The 19,262-nt window shown below is 48.3% G+C and carries 23 protein-coding genes and 2 pseudogenes; 1 reads left to right on the forward strand and 24 read right to left on the reverse strand.

The window, feature by feature from the left end; all coding sequences use genetic code 11:
* Positions 1–89: 89 nt before the first annotated feature.
* The 7 genes and pseudogenes from I8J30_RS08855 to I8J30_RS08875 form a co-directional block, all read right to left on the reverse strand.
* Positions 90–1,529 carry a serine hydrolase domain-containing protein gene (locus tag I8J30_RS08855; RefSeq protein WP_240547914.1) on the reverse strand — a complete coding sequence of 480 codons (1,440 nt, stop codon included), beginning with the start codon at positions 1,527–1,529 and terminating at the stop codon, positions 90–92.
* A gap of 23 nt (positions 1,530–1,552) precedes the next feature.
* Positions 1,553–1,644, reverse strand: a pseudogene (locus I8J30_RS34185) (HAD hydrolase family protein); the annotation flags it as partial.
* 314 nt (positions 1,645–1,958) lie between these two features.
* Positions 1,959–2,050 (reverse strand): annotated as a pseudogene (locus I8J30_RS34190) (HAD family hydrolase); the annotation flags it as partial.
* Between the two features lie 114 nt (positions 2,051–2,164).
* Entirely contained in the window at positions 2,165–2,308 is a 144-nt protein-coding gene (locus I8J30_RS08860) for a hypothetical protein (RefSeq protein ID WP_210657269.1), read from the reverse strand.
* Between the two features lie 150 nt (positions 2,309–2,458).
* Complete coding sequence (locus I8J30_RS08865) at positions 2,459–2,632, reverse strand: hypothetical protein (RefSeq protein WP_210657271.1); 174 nt, start codon at positions 2,630–2,632, stop codon at positions 2,459–2,461.
* 59 nt (positions 2,633–2,691) lie between these two features.
* Positions 2,692–3,096, reverse strand: a complete 405-nt coding sequence (locus I8J30_RS08870) for a hypothetical protein (protein WP_210657272.1) — start codon at positions 3,094–3,096, stop codon at positions 2,692–2,694.
* Positions 3,097–3,474: 378 nt separating this feature from the next.
* On the reverse strand, positions 3,475–3,666 hold the full coding sequence (locus tag I8J30_RS08875) for a zinc ribbon domain-containing protein (RefSeq protein ID WP_210657274.1): 192 nt from the start codon (positions 3,664–3,666) through the stop codon (positions 3,475–3,477).
* 123 nt (positions 3,667–3,789) lie between these two features.
* Here I8J30_RS08875 and I8J30_RS08880 point away from each other — a divergent pair, with 123 nt between their 5' ends.
* The gene (locus I8J30_RS08880; RefSeq protein ID WP_210657276.1) at positions 3,790–4,317 is read left to right on the forward strand and encodes a hypothetical protein; all 528 of its coding nucleotides are present in this window, start codon (positions 3,790–3,792) and stop codon (positions 4,315–4,317) included.
* 20 nt (positions 4,318–4,337) lie between these two features.
* Here the strand turns inward: I8J30_RS08880 and I8J30_RS08885 are convergent, their stop codons facing one another.
* The 17 genes from I8J30_RS08885 to I8J30_RS08965 all read right to left on the reverse strand — a co-directional run bounded on the left by I8J30_RS08885 (position 4,338) and on the right by I8J30_RS08965 (position 19,258).
* Positions 4,338–4,742 carry a hypothetical protein gene (locus I8J30_RS08885; protein ID WP_210657278.1) on the reverse strand — a complete coding sequence of 135 codons (405 nt, stop codon included), beginning with the start codon at positions 4,740–4,742 and terminating at the stop codon, positions 4,338–4,340.
* Between the two features lie 44 nt (positions 4,743–4,786).
* A complete protein-coding gene (locus tag I8J30_RS08890) occupies positions 4,787–5,662 on the reverse strand; it encodes a phosphotransferase enzyme family protein (RefSeq protein ID WP_210657280.1) in 876 nt (291 codons plus the stop codon).
* A 102-nt stretch (positions 5,663–5,764) separates the two neighbouring features.
* Positions 5,765–6,025 carry a hypothetical protein gene (locus I8J30_RS08895; protein WP_210657282.1) on the reverse strand — a complete coding sequence of 87 codons (261 nt, stop codon included), beginning with the start codon at positions 6,023–6,025 and terminating at the stop codon, positions 5,765–5,767.
* A 2-nt stretch (positions 6,026–6,027) separates the two neighbouring features.
* On the reverse strand, positions 6,028–6,186 hold the full coding sequence (locus I8J30_RS08900; protein WP_210657284.1) for a sigma factor: 159 nt from the start codon (positions 6,184–6,186) through the stop codon (positions 6,028–6,030).
* Positions 6,187–6,343: 157 nt separating this feature from the next.
* Positions 6,344–8,035 carry an extracellular solute-binding protein gene (locus tag I8J30_RS08905; RefSeq protein ID WP_210657286.1) on the reverse strand — a complete coding sequence of 564 codons (1,692 nt, stop codon included), beginning with the start codon at positions 8,033–8,035 and terminating at the stop codon, positions 6,344–6,346.
* Positions 8,036–8,104: 69 nt separating this feature from the next.
* Positions 8,105–9,019, reverse strand: a complete 915-nt coding sequence (locus I8J30_RS08910; protein ID WP_210657288.1) for a carbohydrate ABC transporter permease — start codon at positions 9,017–9,019, stop codon at positions 8,105–8,107.
* A gap of 40 nt (positions 9,020–9,059) precedes the next feature.
* The gene (locus I8J30_RS08915) at positions 9,060–10,019 is read right to left on the reverse strand and encodes an ABC transporter permease (RefSeq protein WP_091222520.1); all 960 of its coding nucleotides are present in this window, start codon (positions 10,017–10,019) and stop codon (positions 9,060–9,062) included.
* A 530-nt stretch (positions 10,020–10,549) separates the two neighbouring features.
* Positions 10,550–11,230, reverse strand: coding sequence for a serine/threonine protein kinase (locus tag I8J30_RS08920; protein WP_210657290.1), 681 nt, complete (start codon positions 11,228–11,230; stop codon positions 10,550–10,552).
* A gap of 261 nt (positions 11,231–11,491) precedes the next feature.
* On the reverse strand, positions 11,492–11,755 hold the full coding sequence (locus tag I8J30_RS08925; RefSeq protein ID WP_210657291.1) for a 50S ribosomal protein L33: 264 nt from the start codon (positions 11,753–11,755) through the stop codon (positions 11,492–11,494).
* A 179-nt stretch (positions 11,756–11,934) separates the two neighbouring features.
* On the reverse strand, positions 11,935–12,570 hold the full coding sequence (locus I8J30_RS32960; protein ID WP_338044837.1) for a discoidin domain-containing protein: 636 nt from the start codon (positions 12,568–12,570) through the stop codon (positions 11,935–11,937).
* A 16-nt stretch (positions 12,571–12,586) separates the two neighbouring features.
* Positions 12,587–13,174, reverse strand: a complete 588-nt coding sequence (locus I8J30_RS08935; protein ID WP_210657293.1) for a hypothetical protein — start codon at positions 13,172–13,174, stop codon at positions 12,587–12,589.
* 8 nt (positions 13,175–13,182) lie between these two features.
* On the reverse strand, positions 13,183–13,545 hold the full coding sequence (locus I8J30_RS08940; RefSeq protein ID WP_210657295.1) for a hypothetical protein: 363 nt from the start codon (positions 13,543–13,545) through the stop codon (positions 13,183–13,185).
* Between the two features lie 92 nt (positions 13,546–13,637).
* Positions 13,638–14,585, reverse strand: a complete 948-nt coding sequence (locus I8J30_RS08945) for a DUF1861 family protein (RefSeq protein WP_210657610.1) — start codon at positions 14,583–14,585, stop codon at positions 13,638–13,640.
* A gap of 40 nt (positions 14,586–14,625) precedes the next feature.
* Complete coding sequence (locus I8J30_RS08950) at positions 14,626–15,414, reverse strand: phytanoyl-CoA dioxygenase family protein (protein WP_210657297.1); 789 nt, start codon at positions 15,412–15,414, stop codon at positions 14,626–14,628.
* Positions 15,415–15,521: 107 nt separating this feature from the next.
* Positions 15,522–17,252 carry a DUF3502 domain-containing protein gene (locus tag I8J30_RS08955; RefSeq protein ID WP_210657299.1) on the reverse strand — a complete coding sequence of 577 codons (1,731 nt, stop codon included), beginning with the start codon at positions 17,250–17,252 and terminating at the stop codon, positions 15,522–15,524.
* A 97-nt stretch (positions 17,253–17,349) separates the two neighbouring features.
* Positions 17,350–18,243, reverse strand: coding sequence for a carbohydrate ABC transporter permease (locus tag I8J30_RS08960; protein WP_210657301.1), 894 nt, complete (start codon positions 18,241–18,243; stop codon positions 17,350–17,352).
* Positions 18,244–18,274: 31 nt separating this feature from the next.
* Entirely contained in the window at positions 18,275–19,258 is a 984-nt protein-coding gene (locus I8J30_RS08965) for an ABC transporter permease (RefSeq protein ID WP_210657303.1), read from the reverse strand.
* Positions 19,259–19,262: the final 4 nt, after the last annotated feature.

Genomic DNA, 19,262 nt, shown 5'->3' on the forward strand with positions numbered 1-19,262 from the left:
GCTGAAAATAAGCCTTTTTACGGAGGAACGCGACAAACTCGACACACTCTAAGGCTGCCGGCGATTGGCAGCCTGTTCTCATTAGGGATTCATCGGCAATGCCCTTGAATAAGTACTCCCTCTTGAGGCAGCCAGTCCCAATACAAATTCGCGGAAAAATCGAGTTCGACCCGCTCCTCTTCAAACCGGCAAACCAGCCGATATCGGAACGAAATCTCCACGCAAGCCAAATTGATCTCCAGCGTTGCATCCTCCCTCCATCTGAAACTGCCCGCGACCTTCATAGCCTTGTCCTGTTCCGAGCCTGACAAATCGTTCATGACCCAGAAGCCACGCCCTAATCGGATGGATTGGTCCAAGGCGTTTTTCCGAATGGCCAGTGCGGCCTCTCCATTATCGAACAGCAGAGAGATCCTTTCGATATGCTCACGGTTGGACTCCAACGCATAGAACCTGTCTTGGATCAGCCGCTCGACCTTGGAATGGGTTTCCTCGAGTCGCACATCAATTCGAAGGTCCTTTAATCGATCGCCCAGTTCCTGATAAGCGGTTTCGTCCGGATCCAATATCCCCTCTGAAATCCCCGGCAGCAGCGTCTCCCACACGGAGCTGACCAGTTCGTGCTTGTATTCGGTCCCGGAGAAAACGGCAAGCACGACATCTTGTTCAGGCATGACAAGGCTAAATTGCCCGAATGCACCGTCCGCCCGATACGAGTTATGCCTGCATCGCCAAAATTGATAGCCGTACCCATGCGTCCAATCGTTATCCCCGTCGTCACCATTGGATACGTGATAGGCCGTGGCTTCGTCAATCCAGCTCGCGGGCAGCAGCTGCTTGCCATTCCATTCCCCGCGCTGCAAGTAAAGCTGCCCAAACTTTGCGATATCCTCGTTCGTTAGGGTGAAATTCATCCCGCCGTAAGCGATTCCGCGCGGACACACATCCCATGTCACCTTCGACAAATCGAGGGGAACGAATAAACGCTGCTCAAGAAAATCATCAATGGACTGACCGGTGACCCGGTTTATGATCGCGCACAGCATATAAGTAGCACAGGTATTATAAGCAAAGTACGTGCCGGGTACATGTTCAATAGGCGTTTCAAGGAAATATCGCACCCAGTTGCCGTCAGCGCATGCCCAGAAATCCACTCCGCTGGCATGTCCGGTCGCCATCATAAGCAGATGGCGGATGTTCAACACGTACAAGTTCTCGGATACGGTCTCCGGCAGCTCTTCGGGAAAGAGGTCGACAATGCGATCGTCCAAGGAGAGCAACCCTTCCGCTTCAGCGAAGCCGATTGCCGTGGAGACGAAGCTTTTGCTCATTGAATACAAAGCATGCGGAATATCACTTCGATACGGCGCCCACCAGCCTTCAGCAATTACATGCCCGTGACGAAGCAGCATGAAGCCGTGAACCTCCCAGTTGTTCTCACCGATAACATCTAAGAACCTCATAATTGCCTTAGAAGAAACACCTTGCTCCTCCGGTTTCGATCTTGGCAGCTGAACTCTGTTTTCCATTTAATTAGCCCCCTCTCGTTGCGCTTGAGCCGTCCATCCCCGTTTCCCATGGCAATTCCCAGACCGGCCAGCTCTAACATATCCAGTTCATTCCTCCGTCGCCGAACGCGATGGACGCGATGGCATTAAGCACTGAAAGCATCTAAGCGTGAAGCCCCCCTCAAGATGAGATTTCCCAGTATGTAAGACCCGCTTGACCCCGTTGTAATGTTGATTTTGGATGAAAGCGTCCTGACGGTCAAGAATGTCCGTTAGAAGCCAGAAAATCCAAAACAAGAACTCTAACTGTCAAGAATGTCCGTTAGAACCGAAAACCTGCTCAAAACACTGATAAATCAGCTGTAATGGACAATAGTGACCGTTACAGTCAGACTAATAGCGATAAAAACCTGTGTCGGTCAAAAATGACCATTACAGGCTTGCCTCACCTAAATTGTAATGCTCCATTACTTTCTTCATGCGGTTGACTTGGAAACCATTGATTCTTCCAGCACATTCATCACATAACCGTGAAAACTTACAACGCACAGCCTTTTATGCCTCCTACCTTGCCTCTCGCATTGCACCTAATACAAGATTGTATCCATGGGGATCAAGGATGTGCGCATTCTCAAAATCCCAGCCGCCGTGCGACCCTATGAACGGTCCGACTGCGATATGGCCGCCATTCGCGCGAACTTCTTCAATAAATTGATCCAGCTCATCCCAACCAATATGCAGGAACGTATCCCAGCCATGTTCCGGACCTTCCCATTCGGTTGGATAATCAGGACCTTCATCGCTTGCATCCTCCTTTAGAAATTCATCACCCCTGATACGCTGTAATATACTGGAAAGTTGCGGTGTTCACTTCAATGGCAAGCCTCCGCTTTATAAACACGAAAAAGACAGCCGATCGAAATCTCGAATCAGCTGTCTCTTTATCCTTTTTACAAATTTATGGTTGTATGTGGCGGCGAATGTACGGCAAGCCCGAGCGAAGCGTTATTCTTCGTTGCCACGCAGACGGCGCGGCCATTCGCGAAAATTCTTCTCCAATTATTATCAAAGTAATAGACCTCGTCTTTCAAGTCCGACAAGGTATACCGCCGGGTTAAAGCCAAGTGTACCACCTCCCTAACGTAAGTTATGTAGAGGTAGCTGATCATTCTTGGACCTCGGCTTATATCCACCGCAAAAATCGCTTATGGACCAACAACACATCGTTCTGCGCTGCCCACTTGCCTAAATCCGAGATGCCTTGATCTTCATCCTTAGCGAACCTAAAACACATATGAAGGGGGACGATGTTTTTGCCGTGCGGCTTGATTCCAATCGTAGGCCTGAAATACCCCATAATAAGGATAACCTTAATATTCTTCGCATGAATGGTACGGCCGTTCAATGCAAGCTGCTCACTTTGAAAATAGAGCTCGGTTGGTTTCTTTAATGTACGAACCAAGGTTGTCAGCACAATAACTACGCACAGGAGCAGATATGCAGCCGTAATCGCTATCGTAGTTACGTTCTCTTGGTCATGCAATGAGTCGATCAAATGGTAAAGTGATAGGGTAATCATCATCGTCATGGAAAATAGGATTCTGTTTCCAGAAGGATTTTTAACAGTATGCTGTGTGAGTTCCAGTTGTGACTCCCCCCGTCAACTTGCCATATTGGACAGTTCCTTCTGATTGCGATTCCAATCATAAAGAACTTTCCATTTCTTATTATCTTTGAGCATAGTCAGTACACCTGTTATCTTAACTTCCTTCGTCTTACCTTGATCATTGGTTAAGACCAGGCTCATGTCATAATTCAGGAACTTATTATCAACGGCAACTTACTCGATCCGATAGGAATGTTTTCTGCTTTAATCGTGGATTTCTCCTTCTGAGCTACTTGCATCGGCAAGCCCATCACCCGATTCGCGATCTGAATTTGATAATCCATCGCACGCCTCCAAATTTCAACTGAAAAAGTAATCAAGCACGTTTGAACCAGACGAAACTTTTTTATTGTAGAACTCGGAATACCCGCAATTGTTACAGGACACTACGATAAATTGATTAGGAAGAATGGCAAAACCTGTCGCGGGTATGGCTATATCTTTCATCTTTGCATCTCTGCTTCCGCATTTGATACAACCCTTTTCACTCATATGCCAACACTCCCGGATGTTATTATTTTGATCTAAATCCCGTTTCTTGAAGTAGTACCGAGAACCACGGGGGTGTGCATGCACTCCCGACCCTGATAAGCTAAAGTTATAGGAGGGGTACCATTGAAGCGACTTCTGAAAATATCACGAATTGTTCCGATAATTGGCGCTCTCATTATTCTAGTTATAGTTGCGGGAACCATCTGGTATCAGCGCGCCGAACCGTTAATGAACACTGGTTTTACCGTATTTACCGATGCCGTAAGCAAGGATAAGTATTATACGATTGAAGTTGTAAATAAAAGCCAAACGAATATCGATATTCAAAGCGTAACTGTCAATGGCAAACAGGTGCCGGATTCCGCTCAACTTGGCATTACCTATGATTCGAACCATTTGGTGCAATTTGCGGGGGATCAGACAGACCCTGCCACTAAAGTAATGGATTTGCACGACGCATCTATTGCACCGCAATTATTTGGAGAAGAGGTACACGCCGTTCTAACTGGCAAAGAGAGCTCGGGTCATCGTACTCCAATACATTACGGAATTATTATAAAGTTCAGCGAAGAAGCCATTCAAGAAGTAACGATTCGATATCGATATTTAGGTTTTACCAAAGTTTGCGTGTTCCCACTATTGGTTGAATAAAAGCCGCTTATATCCCACACTTAGGGTTCATAACGTTGCCCCGCAATATATATTTCTATCTTCTCGTTCTGCCGTGGCAGTGCCGGTTCCGGTGCCGGCTCTTGCACCTGGCTCACATAAAGGTACTGATCCTTCTTGTACAAAACATAATAAAGCATCATAAACGGGTGAAAGTAGTCAATTCCTCTAATTTGGCAGCTAGATAGGAACCGAAGTTTCTCCCCATCGGCAATCGTAAAATACAGCCGGTTGCTTCCACACCAGTCGATGGTTAAGCGCAGCTCATACTCGCCGGGCTCTATACCGAACTGTACCTTCCCTCCATCTTTGACTGTCCCCACCTGAACGTCGTTCAACAGAATAACATAATCACGAATGAGATTGACCCATTGGGATGTTCTCTCGATTTCGATACATGCAGCCATCTACTCCATCAACTCCCACCTGCTTTATCGTCATGGAGCTCCTTCTACCTGAACTCTACAGAATCCCGTCCCATCAACGGAGTGCGTCTCAATATATGCTTTATCGTCCATTCGTCTACTAAGATGCCCCTCGAAATATCCTGACAGGCACCTTCAATGAGCCATGCCCACCATGCTGGCGTGAGCAGCTCCCATTCCTCCGGCTCAAGCGGTGAAACTTCATTATACGCAAGGACAATATCATCATGCATGCCGCGCCACGAAAGTGCGAAATCCGCGACTCGATGGTTCCAATGGGAAAGATCGAAGTCAAGGATGCCCGAGAGGCGTCCTTCTGAGAAGCGCAGGTTCCACGGTGTGAAGTCACCATGAATAATGATACCAGTCCGTTTCAGTAGATTAAGCCCTGCAATCCTCTCACGCGCTCGTTCGAGATGCCAGCGTAGGATTCGGATCTCCTCCGGCTGCCTATGCTCTTGCTCGGACAGCACATCGTCCAATGCCGGGTCATCCAGCATCTTCTCGCAGCGCCGCCAACCGTCACGCTGCCCGAACCCGGACAGCTTCGCCAAATCATCGTGGAATTGAGCCAGCAGTCGTCCTCGAGCACGTTGTTCGAGAATCCTATCCTCTACGGACGGCGGATCACCGGGAAGATAAGGGAACAGGCACCAAAATTGACCGCCTATCCTGATCGGTGCCTGGGCAGCAGGCGCGACAGGCCATCCCAGTGCCGCTACGCTCGTTAGCAGGCGTAACTCATAGTCGATATTGGCAGGCGATGTGGACCACCACCGTCTCAAGACAAGTCGTTCTCCTCCATTATCTACAAGCCAATGCAGATTATTGGTTCCACCCAGCGGAGCGATTACTCGAACTCCGAACTTCTCCGTTACCTCGTCGTTCGGTATGTTATCCATTATGCATCCCCTTCTGGAGCAGATTCATTAATCTATACAATACCAGTGAAATCCTGAATGCGTTCGATAGGATATACTCTTCCAACGATTGGAAAGTTGCGATTAATTTCCATATGTTATCTTCATTTTCTCAACAAGCTCTTCGATTTCTACATTTGATACATAGCCGGATTGTAAACGGACCCTAGTTGCACCGTTAGCCTCGTATAACATATCTCCTCTTCCGAGCAAAACTTCTGCTCCGGGTTCGTCTGAGATTGTAATGGCGTCCGAAGCGGTAGCAACCTCAAACGTGGCTTTGGCGGTGAGGTGGCGTTTTATTATCGGGCTTATTACCGCCTTTGACGGTGTTTGCGTAGACATAATCAAATGAATGCCTCCTGCGTAATGTCTTGAGCCTGATGGAAATCGCCTAACACGTTGAAAGCCACTGCATACAGTACTTTTTGATACTTCTCCACCATGACCGAGAATGCTTCGAAATCACCGCCCAGTAAACGCTCAACCAACCATTTATTTTCCATGGAGGTCCCCCTTCGTTAATAAGACACAAATAAGGCATGAATACCGTCGCCCTGTCGCCATCCGTGCAGCAGTTCCCTATATATAAAACAGACCAAACCGCACTATCATGCGGTTTGGTCTGTTCAACTTATTCCTTATCCTGCAATCAACCTCGTATTACCAGCCGATATCATCGCGCGATGCAGCTTTTTCGCCGACATACGCAGCCATTTCCTCTACGCCGGCAGATTTGAACTTGTCTTGAATGCCGCGCAGCATCTTGAGCGCTTCGTCATCGGATTTCGCGTAGCAGGCTTTGCGGAATTCTTCGTCAAAGTTCAAACTTGCCGTTTTATCCCTGAACTCTTGGTATTTAGGCCAATCTCTTACTAGATACGTCGCGCTGACCTTGTCGATAATTTGGATCGGCAGTCTCTTCGAGTAGCTAGCCTCGAGCTTCTCCCATTGCGTCTTCTGGTCCTCCGGAATCGGCCAAGTGACTTCAGAGGAGAACGCGCCCATGAAGCTGCCGGAGAGATAGTTGAGACCTTCGTCGCGCTTCACATCCGGATTGTCGTCGAACTGCTTCTTCACGTCCGCAACCCATTGCGGCTTGCCATCGACCATGTTATACGTTTTGCCTGCGATACCCCAATAAGCGAGCAGGCGGCCTTCGTCGCTGTTCAAGTAATCGATCAAACGCAGCGCCGCGTCCGGATCTTTAATCTTCGCGCTCAAGAAGATAACCGGGAATCCGGAACGGCCCGGCTTCTCGACTTGCGTCACGATGTTTCCGCTCTTGTTCTTCATTGGTCCAAGCAACTCGTATTGCATTTCCGGATTCGTTTTATAGAGCGTTTTTTGCAAATCGCCGATCATGCTTTGAGCGCCGAATACAGCCAGCTTGCCCGTAGCGAGCTTCTCTTTCGCAGTCGTATCGGTATTGCTGAACGCCTCCGGATCAAAGAGACCGTTTGTGATCAGCTTTCTCATATACAGCAGGCGAGCTTCTTGGTCTTTGGATTGCGTCCAGTGGATCAGCTTCCCATCTTCCTGACGGAAGTCCGAAATGTTGTAATCAGACCAGCCGGATAAGAATTGGCTATAGTCCCATCCATTATGCATCGTACCGGAAGGGATAACCGGCTTGCCGCTAATATCTTTGAAATCGCCGTTTTTGATCTTAGTTAGCAGCTCCGCGAGCTTCTCTTCCGTATCGATATCTGCAGCATTTACATTCAACGCCTTCAAGATATCTCCACGGGCATAGAGGCCGTAGTTCCAGTTGTGAATGCTCTCCGGCGTGCCGTCCGGCGTCTGCATCGGAATGACATATTGCTTGCCCTCGAGATCAGGACTATTCAGATCAAATTCTGCAAAGTCTTTCGCTACACCTTGCGTCATCAGTTTCTTCACGTTCGGATATTTATCCAGATAAGGGGTTAAATCGAGAAGCTGGCCTTCCAAAGCCGCTTTCTTGATGACTTGTCCTTCCCCGCCTGTCGTTGACCAGTACGGCGCATTTACGATATCCGGAACCGTATCCGAAGCGAAGATCGTGTTCAGTTTCTCAACTTCGCTTGTTGTGATCGATTCCAGCTTTAACGTTACGCCGGTTTTCTCTCTAACCGCTTTGGCAACCGGATTGTTTTCTTGATCCTGCGGAAATCCCGCACCTCCGCCGTTCCAAGCGCTTAGGAAGGATAGAGTAGCCTCCTTTGGTCCGGTGGATTCGTTGTTCCCCGAGTTCTCCGTATTGGAGGTCGTGCCGGAATCATTGTTGTTTCCTCCACAAGCCGTTACGGATAATGCAATCATCGGGATGGCAAGCATCAAGCTAAGAGAACTTTTTAGTCTGGTCTTACGCATTAGACAAGCCCCTTTCTGTTGCTAATTTTTTTTATATAAAAGGCAGTGCCTTCTATACTCGGTAATCGACTACTCCTTGAGCGAACCTACCAGTACGCCTTTAACAAAATACTTCTGCAGGAATGGATACACGCAGATGATCGGCGCCGTAATAATGATAACGAAGGTCATCCTGAGTGCTTCAGGCGTTACACCTCGCAGCGCCATCTGGTTCTCGTTCATGTTTTTAATGGACGATCCGCTGCTCGAACCCGTCATGGACTGGAACGATGCTTCACTGATCATTTTGTTCAGGAACGTAGCTGCAGGTTGAAGATCTTCTTTCTGGATGAAGAACTGCCCGGTAAACCAGTCGTTCCAGACGCCTACCCCGACGAACAATGCAATGGTAGCCATTACCGGCATCGAAAGCGGAAGAATAATTCTCCAAAACACGCTTAACTCGCTTGCGCCGTCGATTCGCGCCGATTCCGATAGACCTAATGGGATCCCATCGAAGAACGTCTTCATAATGATGGCATTGAAAAAGCTATACAGCGATGGAAGGACAAGCACCCAGTACGTGTTCAGGATATGCAGTTCACGGTACAGAATGAAGGTCGGAATAAGTCCCCCGCTGAACAGAGTTGTGAAGAAAAAGAAGAAGACGATATACTTTCTGCCCGGCAAGCCCTTTCGAGAAAGCCCATAGGCCAGTAAGGCCGTCAGCAGCGTAGAACCTACGGTTACGATAACCGTTCGGGAAATGGAGATCCAAAACGATTGAATGATGTGAGGGTTATTGAATGCTTTGCTGTAGTTCTCAAACGTACCGACCCTCGGGAAGAAGTAGATGCCACCCTTCATGGCGTCATAGCCATCATTGAATGATAGCGCCAAAAAATAGATAAAGGGATAGAGTGCCGTCAGGCAGAATATGAGCAGCAGCGTATAGTTCACTGAGGAATAAAATTTATCAGCTGCCGACAGTTTTCTCACACCCATACCTGCACCTCCTTAGGTTCATAAGTTATATTCGGCCTGATTACCATAGCGATACGTCGCTCACTTTTTTGGAAACTTTATTAACAGCCACAATGAGAAGAAGGGAGATCAGTGACTTGAACAACCCGATGGCCGTGGAGTAAGCAAATTGCCCCTGCTGAATACCTGTTTTCAATACATACGTGTCCAATATTTCCGAGACGCTGAGTGTAGCAGGCGTCTGCATCAACCAGATCTGGTCAAAACCGGCGTTCAGAACGCCGCTGAGAGAGAAGATCAGCAAGATACCGATAGTAGGCGTCAGACACGGCAGCGTAATCTTAAACAGCTTGCTCCACCGACCTGCCCCGTCCATTTCCGCAGCTTCATACAAATGCGGATCGATGTTGGTCAAAGCGGCCAAGTAAATGATCGAGCCCCAACCTACGCCCTTCCAAATATCCGAAATGACAACCAGTGGATAAAATAATGACGGCATCCCCATAAAGAAAATCGGCTCTAGCCCCATATGATCCCTGATGTCATTGACAAGTCCCACATTAGGAGAAAGGATTTTTTGCATCAGCGTCACAACAACGACCCAAGATACAAAGTGCGGCAGATAGGAAATCGTTTGGAAGATCCTTTTTAATTTGTTGTGCATAACGCCATTCAACATCAAAGCAAGGATGAGCGGCGCCGGAAATCCAAGCAACAGCTTCAGGAAGCTAATGGATAGCGTATTGTAAAGCACCGAATAGAAACTGGAGTCGCCTAAGAATTGTTTGAAATACCGCAGGCCTTCCCAAGGGCTGTGCAGGATCCCCAGGTTGTATTTGAAATCTTTGAACGCAATCAGAATACCGTACATCGGATAATAGCAAAAAACGATATACCAGATAAAAGCTGGGAGCATAAATAAGTAGATATGCCTGAAACTCCAAACTTTGGCCCAAGCATTGTTCTTATTTAACCGGACGACTTCGGGCATGACTTCGACTCTTGCATCTTTTGCAATCATTACTCCTCCCACCTTCTACAGGATATTGCCAAGCGAAGCGCTTTCAACTAATGAACCGATAGATAGGACTGCCAGCAGAACAAAGGCATTTGGTGTTCGCCAAACCTGTTCCACTTCGTCTAGCAAGCGTTTTCATTAATTTATATAAACATAATATATTTAATATATTTAATCAAGCCTTATTAAGAAAATTCTTTTCGTCAGCATTCGACATTTACGAAATCGCGACTTATTTTCTGTGTTTTGCACCAAATAGGACGAATTCCCCAGATTTCCGAACGGAATTAAGGATTTTTACAAAATTAAAACATATTAAATATGTTTTTTTGTCGCAATATATTAATTAATTTCACAACGAACAATCGAGACGATGATGGAGACTCATACTTGAATCACCCAGGTATAAAGTAGGGGCTTTGAAAAATACCGTCTCAAATTCATATAAAAAAAGCCACATTGGACTATAACCAATGTGGTTGCTTATATAGCATATGGCGCTTTTTAATGAGAGGATATTTGAAAACTCTTTCTCATTTGCGTTTCCCAAAGAAAAGCTGGCTCACTCGTTTAGAGAAATCTTCTATTCCAAAACTTGCTGTATCGATCCGGTTATACCAATTCGTTATCGTTTCCAAGATCCATAAAGGGATCTGTACTTCGCTGACCAGGGGATAAAAATGTTTGTATGTCCATACCAAGTGCTCCCACCGGCTGTCGTTTCCCTCCTTGATGTATTCCGATACATCAAGAACCTTCCCTCTACCTTCTTGCAAAAGAACATTTTTCAAATGAATATCCCTGGGGTTCAGCCCCAGACTACGGACAAACTCTCGGGCATGTTCCACATCTTGTATGACCTGTTCCGAAACGTGGACGCCTTGCAGAAGACAATCATATAAGGTAATGCCTTGTTCGAAACTTAATACCAAATAATTAGGTCCGGATCCGTAGCAGTGGGCGAAATACGGCGATCCTTCTAAGCGTTTGTATATTTCGGCTTCCACTTCCTTCTTCTCCAATGACTGAGCGGAATAGACTTTAAATGCGTAATCAGGAGTGTTCGGGTAATAGAAGACCGCCGCATCCGTGCCGATGCCGATGCAGCGCAAATCTTCCGAAAAACCAATGACGGAAACAGGCTTATTGTTCTCATGTCCCACGACCTCAATTTCCCTCAATGCTTCCTCAACTTGTTTCCAGTCAGCTACCATACCGATCTTCCCCTTCTACTTTTTGAATCAATGAATCCCTACTATCATTCTTCCCCTCAATTTTAAAAGAATTCCCTGTAGAAGCTTTAACTTCTGTATTCTTCACCAATCTCCTGGTTTATCAAACTATTCTTTATATCTTTATAGTTAAAGCCATAAAGTTATCTGTCGTATATTTATATCCTTAATATGAACGCACAAGAACAAACAAAAGCCCACCTTCCCGCAGCGAGCGCGGAAAGATGAGCCTCCAATCAAACCTTAATAGAAATAATCGTATCCGCCATATCCGTCATAATAACCGCCGTACCCGCCAAAGCCTGTGAATAGACCAATTGCGAGTAAATCGAACAGTAACAATGGGAGAAGAAATTTCACTTTTACTGTTTTGCCTTTTTCTTGCGTAAGGATCACACGGTTCCCTTGAATTTGCGACAGTGTCCCTGTAACTACGGTTCCGTCTTTCTTAACCGCATAGATCTTCTTACCGTAATACTTTGAAATCTGTTGTTTGCTGACAGCCATTCGTCATTCCTCCCTCTCAACAGCTTGACTACTCTATTACTCTATTCAAGTGCACCGGAGGATGTTTGGGATTTTCATAGAATTGCAAAGTCTAAATTGACAACAGCACTCCGCATATATGCGAAGTGCTGCAAATTCTCGGGGATAAATGGGGGTGAACAAATGGGCAAAGCCGTGACCTAGTTGCCGTACACTTCAAAATCATAAATCGAATACGCATATGTGGTTCCCCGCACGGTGCCGGACATCCTTACGAATTTGGCATTCGTCGCGGCAAAGGTAATGTTCGATCCCCCGCCTGTTCCGGTAGTCGTCGAATATTTATCCGTCCACGTGCTGCCGTCGGGGGATGTCTGGATTTTGAAGCTGCTGGCATAAGCCGCTTCCCATCTGATAATGGCCCGCGCTACCGATTGCGATGAGCCAAGATCAACGTAGATCCACTGCGGATCACTTGTTGCGGATTCCCATCTCGTTGCTGTCGTTCCATCCGTAACATAGCCCGCTGCATTGCCATTTTGCACGGAGCTTGCCGTTGCCGTCTTCCCTAATGCCAGATTAGTTGGCGCATAGACCTCGAACTCATAGATCGAGTAAGCATATTGCGTCCCTCTCGCCGTTCCATTCATTCTTACATACCGAGCATTCACCGGGTTGAAAGTGACGTTCTGTATCCCGCCGGTCCCCGTCGTTGTCGTATAAACATCCGTCCAGTTCGCGGCATCCGTCGACACTTGTATTTTGAAGCTGCTCGCATAAGCCGCCTCCCAATTCAGCTTGACGCCGCCTATCGTCTTCGGGGCTCCTAAATCCACATAGATCGATTGCGGGTCACTCGTTGCGGGTCAAAGGGTCTCCCGTCGCAAATGGTGCCTTCGTGCTGTCACCGATTTTCCGGTAACGCAAGCCTTCATACGGAATGCCATGATTCGGGTCGCCTGTCCAAAATGCGCTATCTTGCAGAGTTGCCCTTACTTGATCGCCGTAGTAGAGTCTGGCATTACTCGCAGCATTAAGCATCCATTTGCCGATTGCGCGTGCATACCGCTGGTCGTATCTCGCTACGGGAACGATTCCCATCGCCGCGGCAAAGGTGTTCATGGCAAACGCATAATTCCCGCCATTGTCATTATTGGAGCCCATCAGTCCATCCATCGCATAACTGCCAAAGCTGCCTTTGAGCCCGCCCCAGCTCGGACGATGGCCGGAATTCGTATCGAATGCCCAATTCATCAGCTTGGTCACATCGTAGTTTCCGCCTTGCTCCGCATTTAACCGCGATGCCAGCAGCGGCCCCCAGTATTCGAGCGCTTCGTAGGATGGATTGCTCGTTTGATTTTGCAGGAAGTTCATGCTCCATTTTGCCGCGTTCAAATAGTTCGCCGTTCCGATTTTCTTGTAAGCCCAATATTGCAGCAAGCCCGCTCCTATTGCTGCATCCGGCTCCGTGCGACTGCCGGTAAAAGGAGCATTGGCCGTAAAATCATACCCCAATTGACATTGGAGTAGCCATTGCCGGTCTGATTGCTCTTATTAATGCCTGTAAGTGCGCCGCCCAGAACAGCTGCCATTCCTGCAATGGCCTCTTGTTTGCCATCAGGGATTACGCTGGCAGGTCCAACATAAGCAGGAAGCTTAAAGGTCGTCGTCGTCATATTCAGATGCGCGACATCCCATAATGCAAGCGGCTTATAAGTCCCCGTTGACGCGAAATCAAACACAACGGAGTCAAAGTCCCTTGCCCGCTGATTCCAATCGATCATACTGTAATTGACAGGCTGATTCGGCAATGAATCTACGTAACCGATGCTCGCCTGTGCGATCGGAGCGGCATGGGTCGTATCCGGAAAGACCGTTAAGGAGACGGAGCGGTTATCGAGTGTTATAACTGTTCGTACTCCAGAAAAGGATCGCCGATTTCAATGCGATACGCCTCGGCATCACTCGCCCCCACATAAAGATCAGCAAGGCCGTTCGGCTTCCTTACAATCCCCCCGCTGAAAATAACATCCGTCAGATCCGGCCGCTTGGCTGCGCCCTCCGGAAAGCTGGACCGCCTTGCGATGATTTTCATCGGTGTTTTCTCAAACGTATCCGGATGAATGGCGAACGTCATCGCTTGATAATGCCTGTCTTCGCCTTCGAAGGAAGCAATATGCCCCAGCACGCCCACTAAACCATTGGAGAGCAGATGGGGTTCATTCGCTCCGCCCCACTCCAGTTCCAAGAACTGATCTTGAAATACAGGCGCATCCGCAATTCGTTCTGCCGTAATGTCTTCCAGCTCCGCACATTTGAAGAAGCCGATCTTGCCTCGGCCGCCCTTCTCGCCCTGCGGTCTCGTTAGTACGCCGATTTCACCGTTCGCCAATTCGATCAGGCGCACATCCTTCATATGATCCGGTCCCGTCAAGAACAGCGACAAGCTTGCGATATCCTGCCCCCGATAAAACTCCGTTACCCACGAGATGATTTTGTCCGGGTCAGCCGGATCCATCACGAGCTTCACGCCACCGAAAATCAGCTCCCCCTTAATACGGGTAAAGAACGGATCTTGCAGTTGGTATGGCGCATGGGAAGGATGCGGAACCCACGATTCACCCCGCTGATGGAAGAAGACGACTTCGGATAGCTCGGTTTCGCGGCTCTCGACGCGTCCCGCGATGATGGGTTCCCCTTTATCCAAGAAAGGGGCTGAAATATTGTAAACGTCCCGAGGACCGACGCCTACAAATTGAAGCTGCACCCCGGGTTGAATCCCCTTCGGCTGCCGTTCGAACTGCTCCAGCAATTCCGCGCAGCTCTGCGCCGTTGTATGTTTGTGTAACATGAACATTCGAATAGTACCTCCTGTATGGGGATGAAGAGTGCTACTCTTCGTAAGGCGGTGTCCGGTAACCTCCGGCATAAGTCGAATCCGGTTTGGCAAAGTCGCCTAGAATGCCGCGACGCAGAGGCGTCGTCCGATTCATAAGCTCGGTATCATTCTCGAACCGATCGGAATAACGAAGCCACGGCGGGCTGTAAATATAATGCATCGTGTACCGGTCATAGTCGTGATTATGCTCGTGCGAACGATGCCACACCGCGTTATGAAACACCAATGCCGAACCTGCAGGCGCACAGACCACATGACGCAGCGGACAATCCTCCGTGCCCTTCCGAACACTATCCGGCATGGGGACACGGCTGCGATGGCTGCCCGGAATCATTTCCATATTTCCTTTGCCCGGCTCGCTTTGGTCGGTCAGCAAGTACGATACTCGGAGCTGAAGAAGCGGAATCGGATGCCCTAGCAGCTTAAAATCAAATGCGCTCGATCCATCCTGATGCCAGCCGCCATGTTTACCCCCTGCAGGCTGAACCGTGCACCATGCGGATTGAAGTATGATGTTATCGGATCCGTACAAACCGCGCACCTTGGGCATGGCAGCCGGGTGATCAATTAGCCGCTCCAATGCCGGTTCGCTGGCATAGCCTTCGCCGACCTGATGGGACACTTTCTTCGGCTGATCGGCATGCAGACGCTGCGAAGCTTCCAGACATGCGGCAACTTCTTCAGGGCTCAGTACGTTCGGAATGACAAAATACCCCCATGATTCAAACATGAATCGGTCAAGCTCCGTAAATTCGCCCGGTTTGACGACGGGTTCCAGCATTTCGATCTCCTCCTTTGGAGAGCTCATGGCTCCTCTTCATTAATGACAAACAAACAGGCTCCCAAGGAATCGAGAGCCTATTCGCCTTTTCATGCGATTTGCTTATGTTATTGACCTTCGTATGGATTTGTTTTCAAGAACTCGTTAAATTGTTTCTCCACTTCAGCGACTACCTTCTGGTACCCTGCTTTATCGAGTGCCTTCTGGATTTTAGTCAGATTACCTGCTGCATCATCCACTACGCCATGACCGATTGTGTAAAGCTGCGTGCGAACCTCGCTTACTTTCGCAACTTCTGTCTTCACGCTGTCAGGCACGAAGCTAAAGCCGGCATTCGGCATCTTGTAGAAGAAGTTTGTATCGCCCATGTTGTTCAGCATCGTTACAATGTTATCCGGTGTCTTGCTGTCATAACGAACCATTGTTGGGTTCCAAGTAAGCGTGAAGCCCGGGAAGTTGTAGTTCGTTGCTGCATCAACTGTTGCTGGGTAGGAGTACTTCGTTGTACCTTCTGCCTGCCAGTGTTTGCCTGCAATGCCGAACTCGAACAGGTCATGATTCTCTTGGTTCGCAAACAACCAGTCGAAGAATGCAATTGTGCGGTCAACGTTTTTGGAGTTTGCAGGAATAGCCGCGAAGTTCCACGCTTTAAAGTCGCTTCCCACCGCTTTCGCCGTTCCATCCATAAGGCCCGGTGTAATGACGTATGCACCGATCTTCGCGCCCGGAATGGATGTTTCAAGCTGTTGGCTTTCCGAAGAGTAAATATCAAGCGTACGGAACACCGATGCTGCCTTGCCGGACATAAATTGGCCATCCGGATCCTTCTGTGCCAAGATATCCTTCTCTAAGTAACCTTTCTTGTACCATTCGCGAACCATTTTGAACCCTTTCAGCGGATCCATTGTATTCATCGGCTCAGGAAGCAGCTTCAAGAATTCCGGATCACTGTAGCCATCGATTGTTTTTGCTGCATAAGCCGTTCCGTCCGGCTTAATGGCGACGCTGACACTTGTACCGCCCATGTTCACCATGTAGTTATGCTTTGATGTAAGCGGCTGCGTCATCGTGAGCAGCAAATCGGAAACGTAATCTGTGCTGCCGTTGAACGTAAATGGAACAATCCCTTTGTCATTGGCAAGTACTGCATCGTAGAACTTCTCCAAGTCAGCAAGTGACTTAATCTCGCCGATGCCGTATTTCTCAGCCATGTCCTTGCGGTAATAGATGGTTGCGCCGCCGCTGAAAGCATGCGTAAACGGAATGCCATATACATGCGAGCTGCCTGTTTTGTCTGCGAAGCTGTTGTTCTTGAGATATTCCGGCGTAAAAGCTTTCTTCAGACCCGGGTATTTATCATTATTGAAGTAAGAGTCCAAATTGACGAGCTGATCTTTCGAAATCATCGCGCTGATATTCGGATTCGTCCACTGCGCCGTAAATACGCTGTCCACTTGCTCGCCGGCTGCCAGCTTCAAGGAAACCTTCTGGCCGATGTCATCAAATGTCGTGAAGTTAAAATGAATCTTGGTGTTCAGCGTATCTTTCGTTTCTTCGTAGAACTTGTCGAGCACGGCTTCCAGATCGTTGACGTTCGCAGTTGGAGAAGGCATGTAGAATTCAAGCGTCACTTCTTCGGGAGCCGTGCTCTCGGTTGTTTCTGCTGCGTTAGAAGTGTCGTTGGTTGCCGCCGTATTCGTCTCGGCTGCCTTGTTCGTGGTGTTTGCGGCCTTATTGGCATTATCCTCCGAATTGTTGCCTGAACAACCTGCCAATGCTGAAAGAGACAATGTCGCTGCAACAAGAAGCGCCGCGTTTTTATGCAACTTTTTTCTCATTTGTATACCCCTCTCGATCTGATTGGAACGCTATATGCTAACCGGCCTCCCGGTAATAGCCTGAACGAACGCCTATATGAATCTGGTCAAGCTCCACTTATCCTTTGACAGCCCCGACTGTTAAGCCTTTGATAAAATACTTCTGCAGGAATGGATAGAGTAAAACAATTGGACCAATCGATACCATCGCTGTCGCTACTCGAATGCCAATGGTCGGTACCGTCGCACCGCCAAGCGCCGCCCTTGCCGCGGCACTTAGCGACGAGTTCAGAAACTCAGCCTGCTGCTGCAGCCGCATAATCAAGTATTGAAGCGTAAACAGCTTCTGATCATCGATGAACAGGAGAACGCGGAACCATTCATTCCAATAGCCCATTGCCGAGAATAAGCCGATAGTCGCGAGAATTGGCGCCGATAGAGGCAGAATGATTTTGAAATAGATATAGATTTCGCTTGCCCCATCGATCTTCGCCGACTCTGACAACGCCTCCGGGAGAGAAGAGAAGTAATTCTTCATCAGGAAAACGTTGAACCCGTTCAAGGCACCCGGGATGATCAGCACCCAAATGTTGTTATGTAAATGCAGCATGCGAGTCGTTAGAATGTACGTCGGGACCAAACCACCATTGAACACCATCGTTACATACGTGAAGAAAGTAATCCGATGCCGGTACTTTAAGGTACTTACAGTCAGCGGGTAAGCCAGCGAGCTCGTAAGGAAGAGCGTCAGTATAACGCCGCCGATGGTCGTGATGATGGTAACGGAATAAGCGCGGTATACACTTTGCGTTCCCGTGAATATGAGCTTATAGGCGGTCAGGTCGAACTGCGATATCCATAAGCTGTATCCATTGCGAATCAGCTCCAGTTCATTGGTGAACGAAGCGGCAAGTGCAATCCATAACGGCAGCATACAGATGAGCGCGAATCCGATGATGGTAATGTAGAAGACGGTAAGCAGCGTCCGGTCACCCATCGTCTTGTGGTGCATGGCGATTCCTCCTTCCTTTCAAGGCCAGCGCTTAGAACAGTGCCGAATCCTTCGATAGCTTGCGTGTGATGCCATTAGCCGAGAGTACGAGGATGAAGCCGACGACAGCTTGGAAGAGGCCAACTGCCGACGACATCCCAATATCGTTGTTCATGCGAAGTGCGCGGTACACATACGTGTCAATGACATCTGTAGTCGGTCTCAGAACCGGGTTATCGCCCACAAGTGCATAGATCATGCCAAAGTCTCCATAGAAAATACCGCCGATTGACAAGATGAACAGCATCAGTGTAGTTGTCTTCAGCATTGGCAATGTAATGCGCGTAATCGATTGGAACCGGTTGGCCCCGTCAATCCGAGCCGCCTCATACATCTCTTGATCCAGACCGCTAATGGTTGCCAAGTAGATGACCGTGCCGAAGCCAACGCCTTTCCACAGTCGAAGCATGACTAGGATGAACGGCCACCAAGATGCGTCCTGATAGTAATTGACGGGCTCCATTCCGAATAATCCGAGTACATGATTGATAACACCCGCATCCGTGGAGAAGAGTGCGATCGAGAAGATCGAGATTACCGTCCACGAAATAAAGTTCGGCAGAAACATAAAGGACTGCGCAATCTTCTTCACCGTCTTGCTGCCAATTTCGTTAAGACCAATCGCCATAAACATCTGAACAGCGAGCCCTGTAATGATGAACAAGATGTTCAGATAGATCGTATTAATCGTGACCGTAATCCAATCGTTGGAGGTAAAGAAGAACTTGAAGTTCATCAGCCCTACGAACTCACTCTTCAGTCCATACAGTCCTGCCATCGGATTGTAATCCACGAATGCCATGTACAGACCGGCCATAGGCAAGTAATTGAACACAATGAGAAACAGAATGCCGGGCAAAGTGAGCAAGTACAGATACCGGTTCTTCATGATCTCCCGCAAAAACGTGTCCTTCTTCTTTCTCTCAGCCGGTGGCTTCGACTGCGTTTGCCGCTCAAGCGTTAGGGGAGCTGGCATGGTT

The sequence above is a fragment of the Paenibacillus lignilyticus genome (assembly GCF_017942085.1).
Lineage (GTDB): Bacteria > Bacillota > Bacilli > Paenibacillales > Paenibacillaceae > Paenibacillus_Z > Paenibacillus_Z lignilyticus.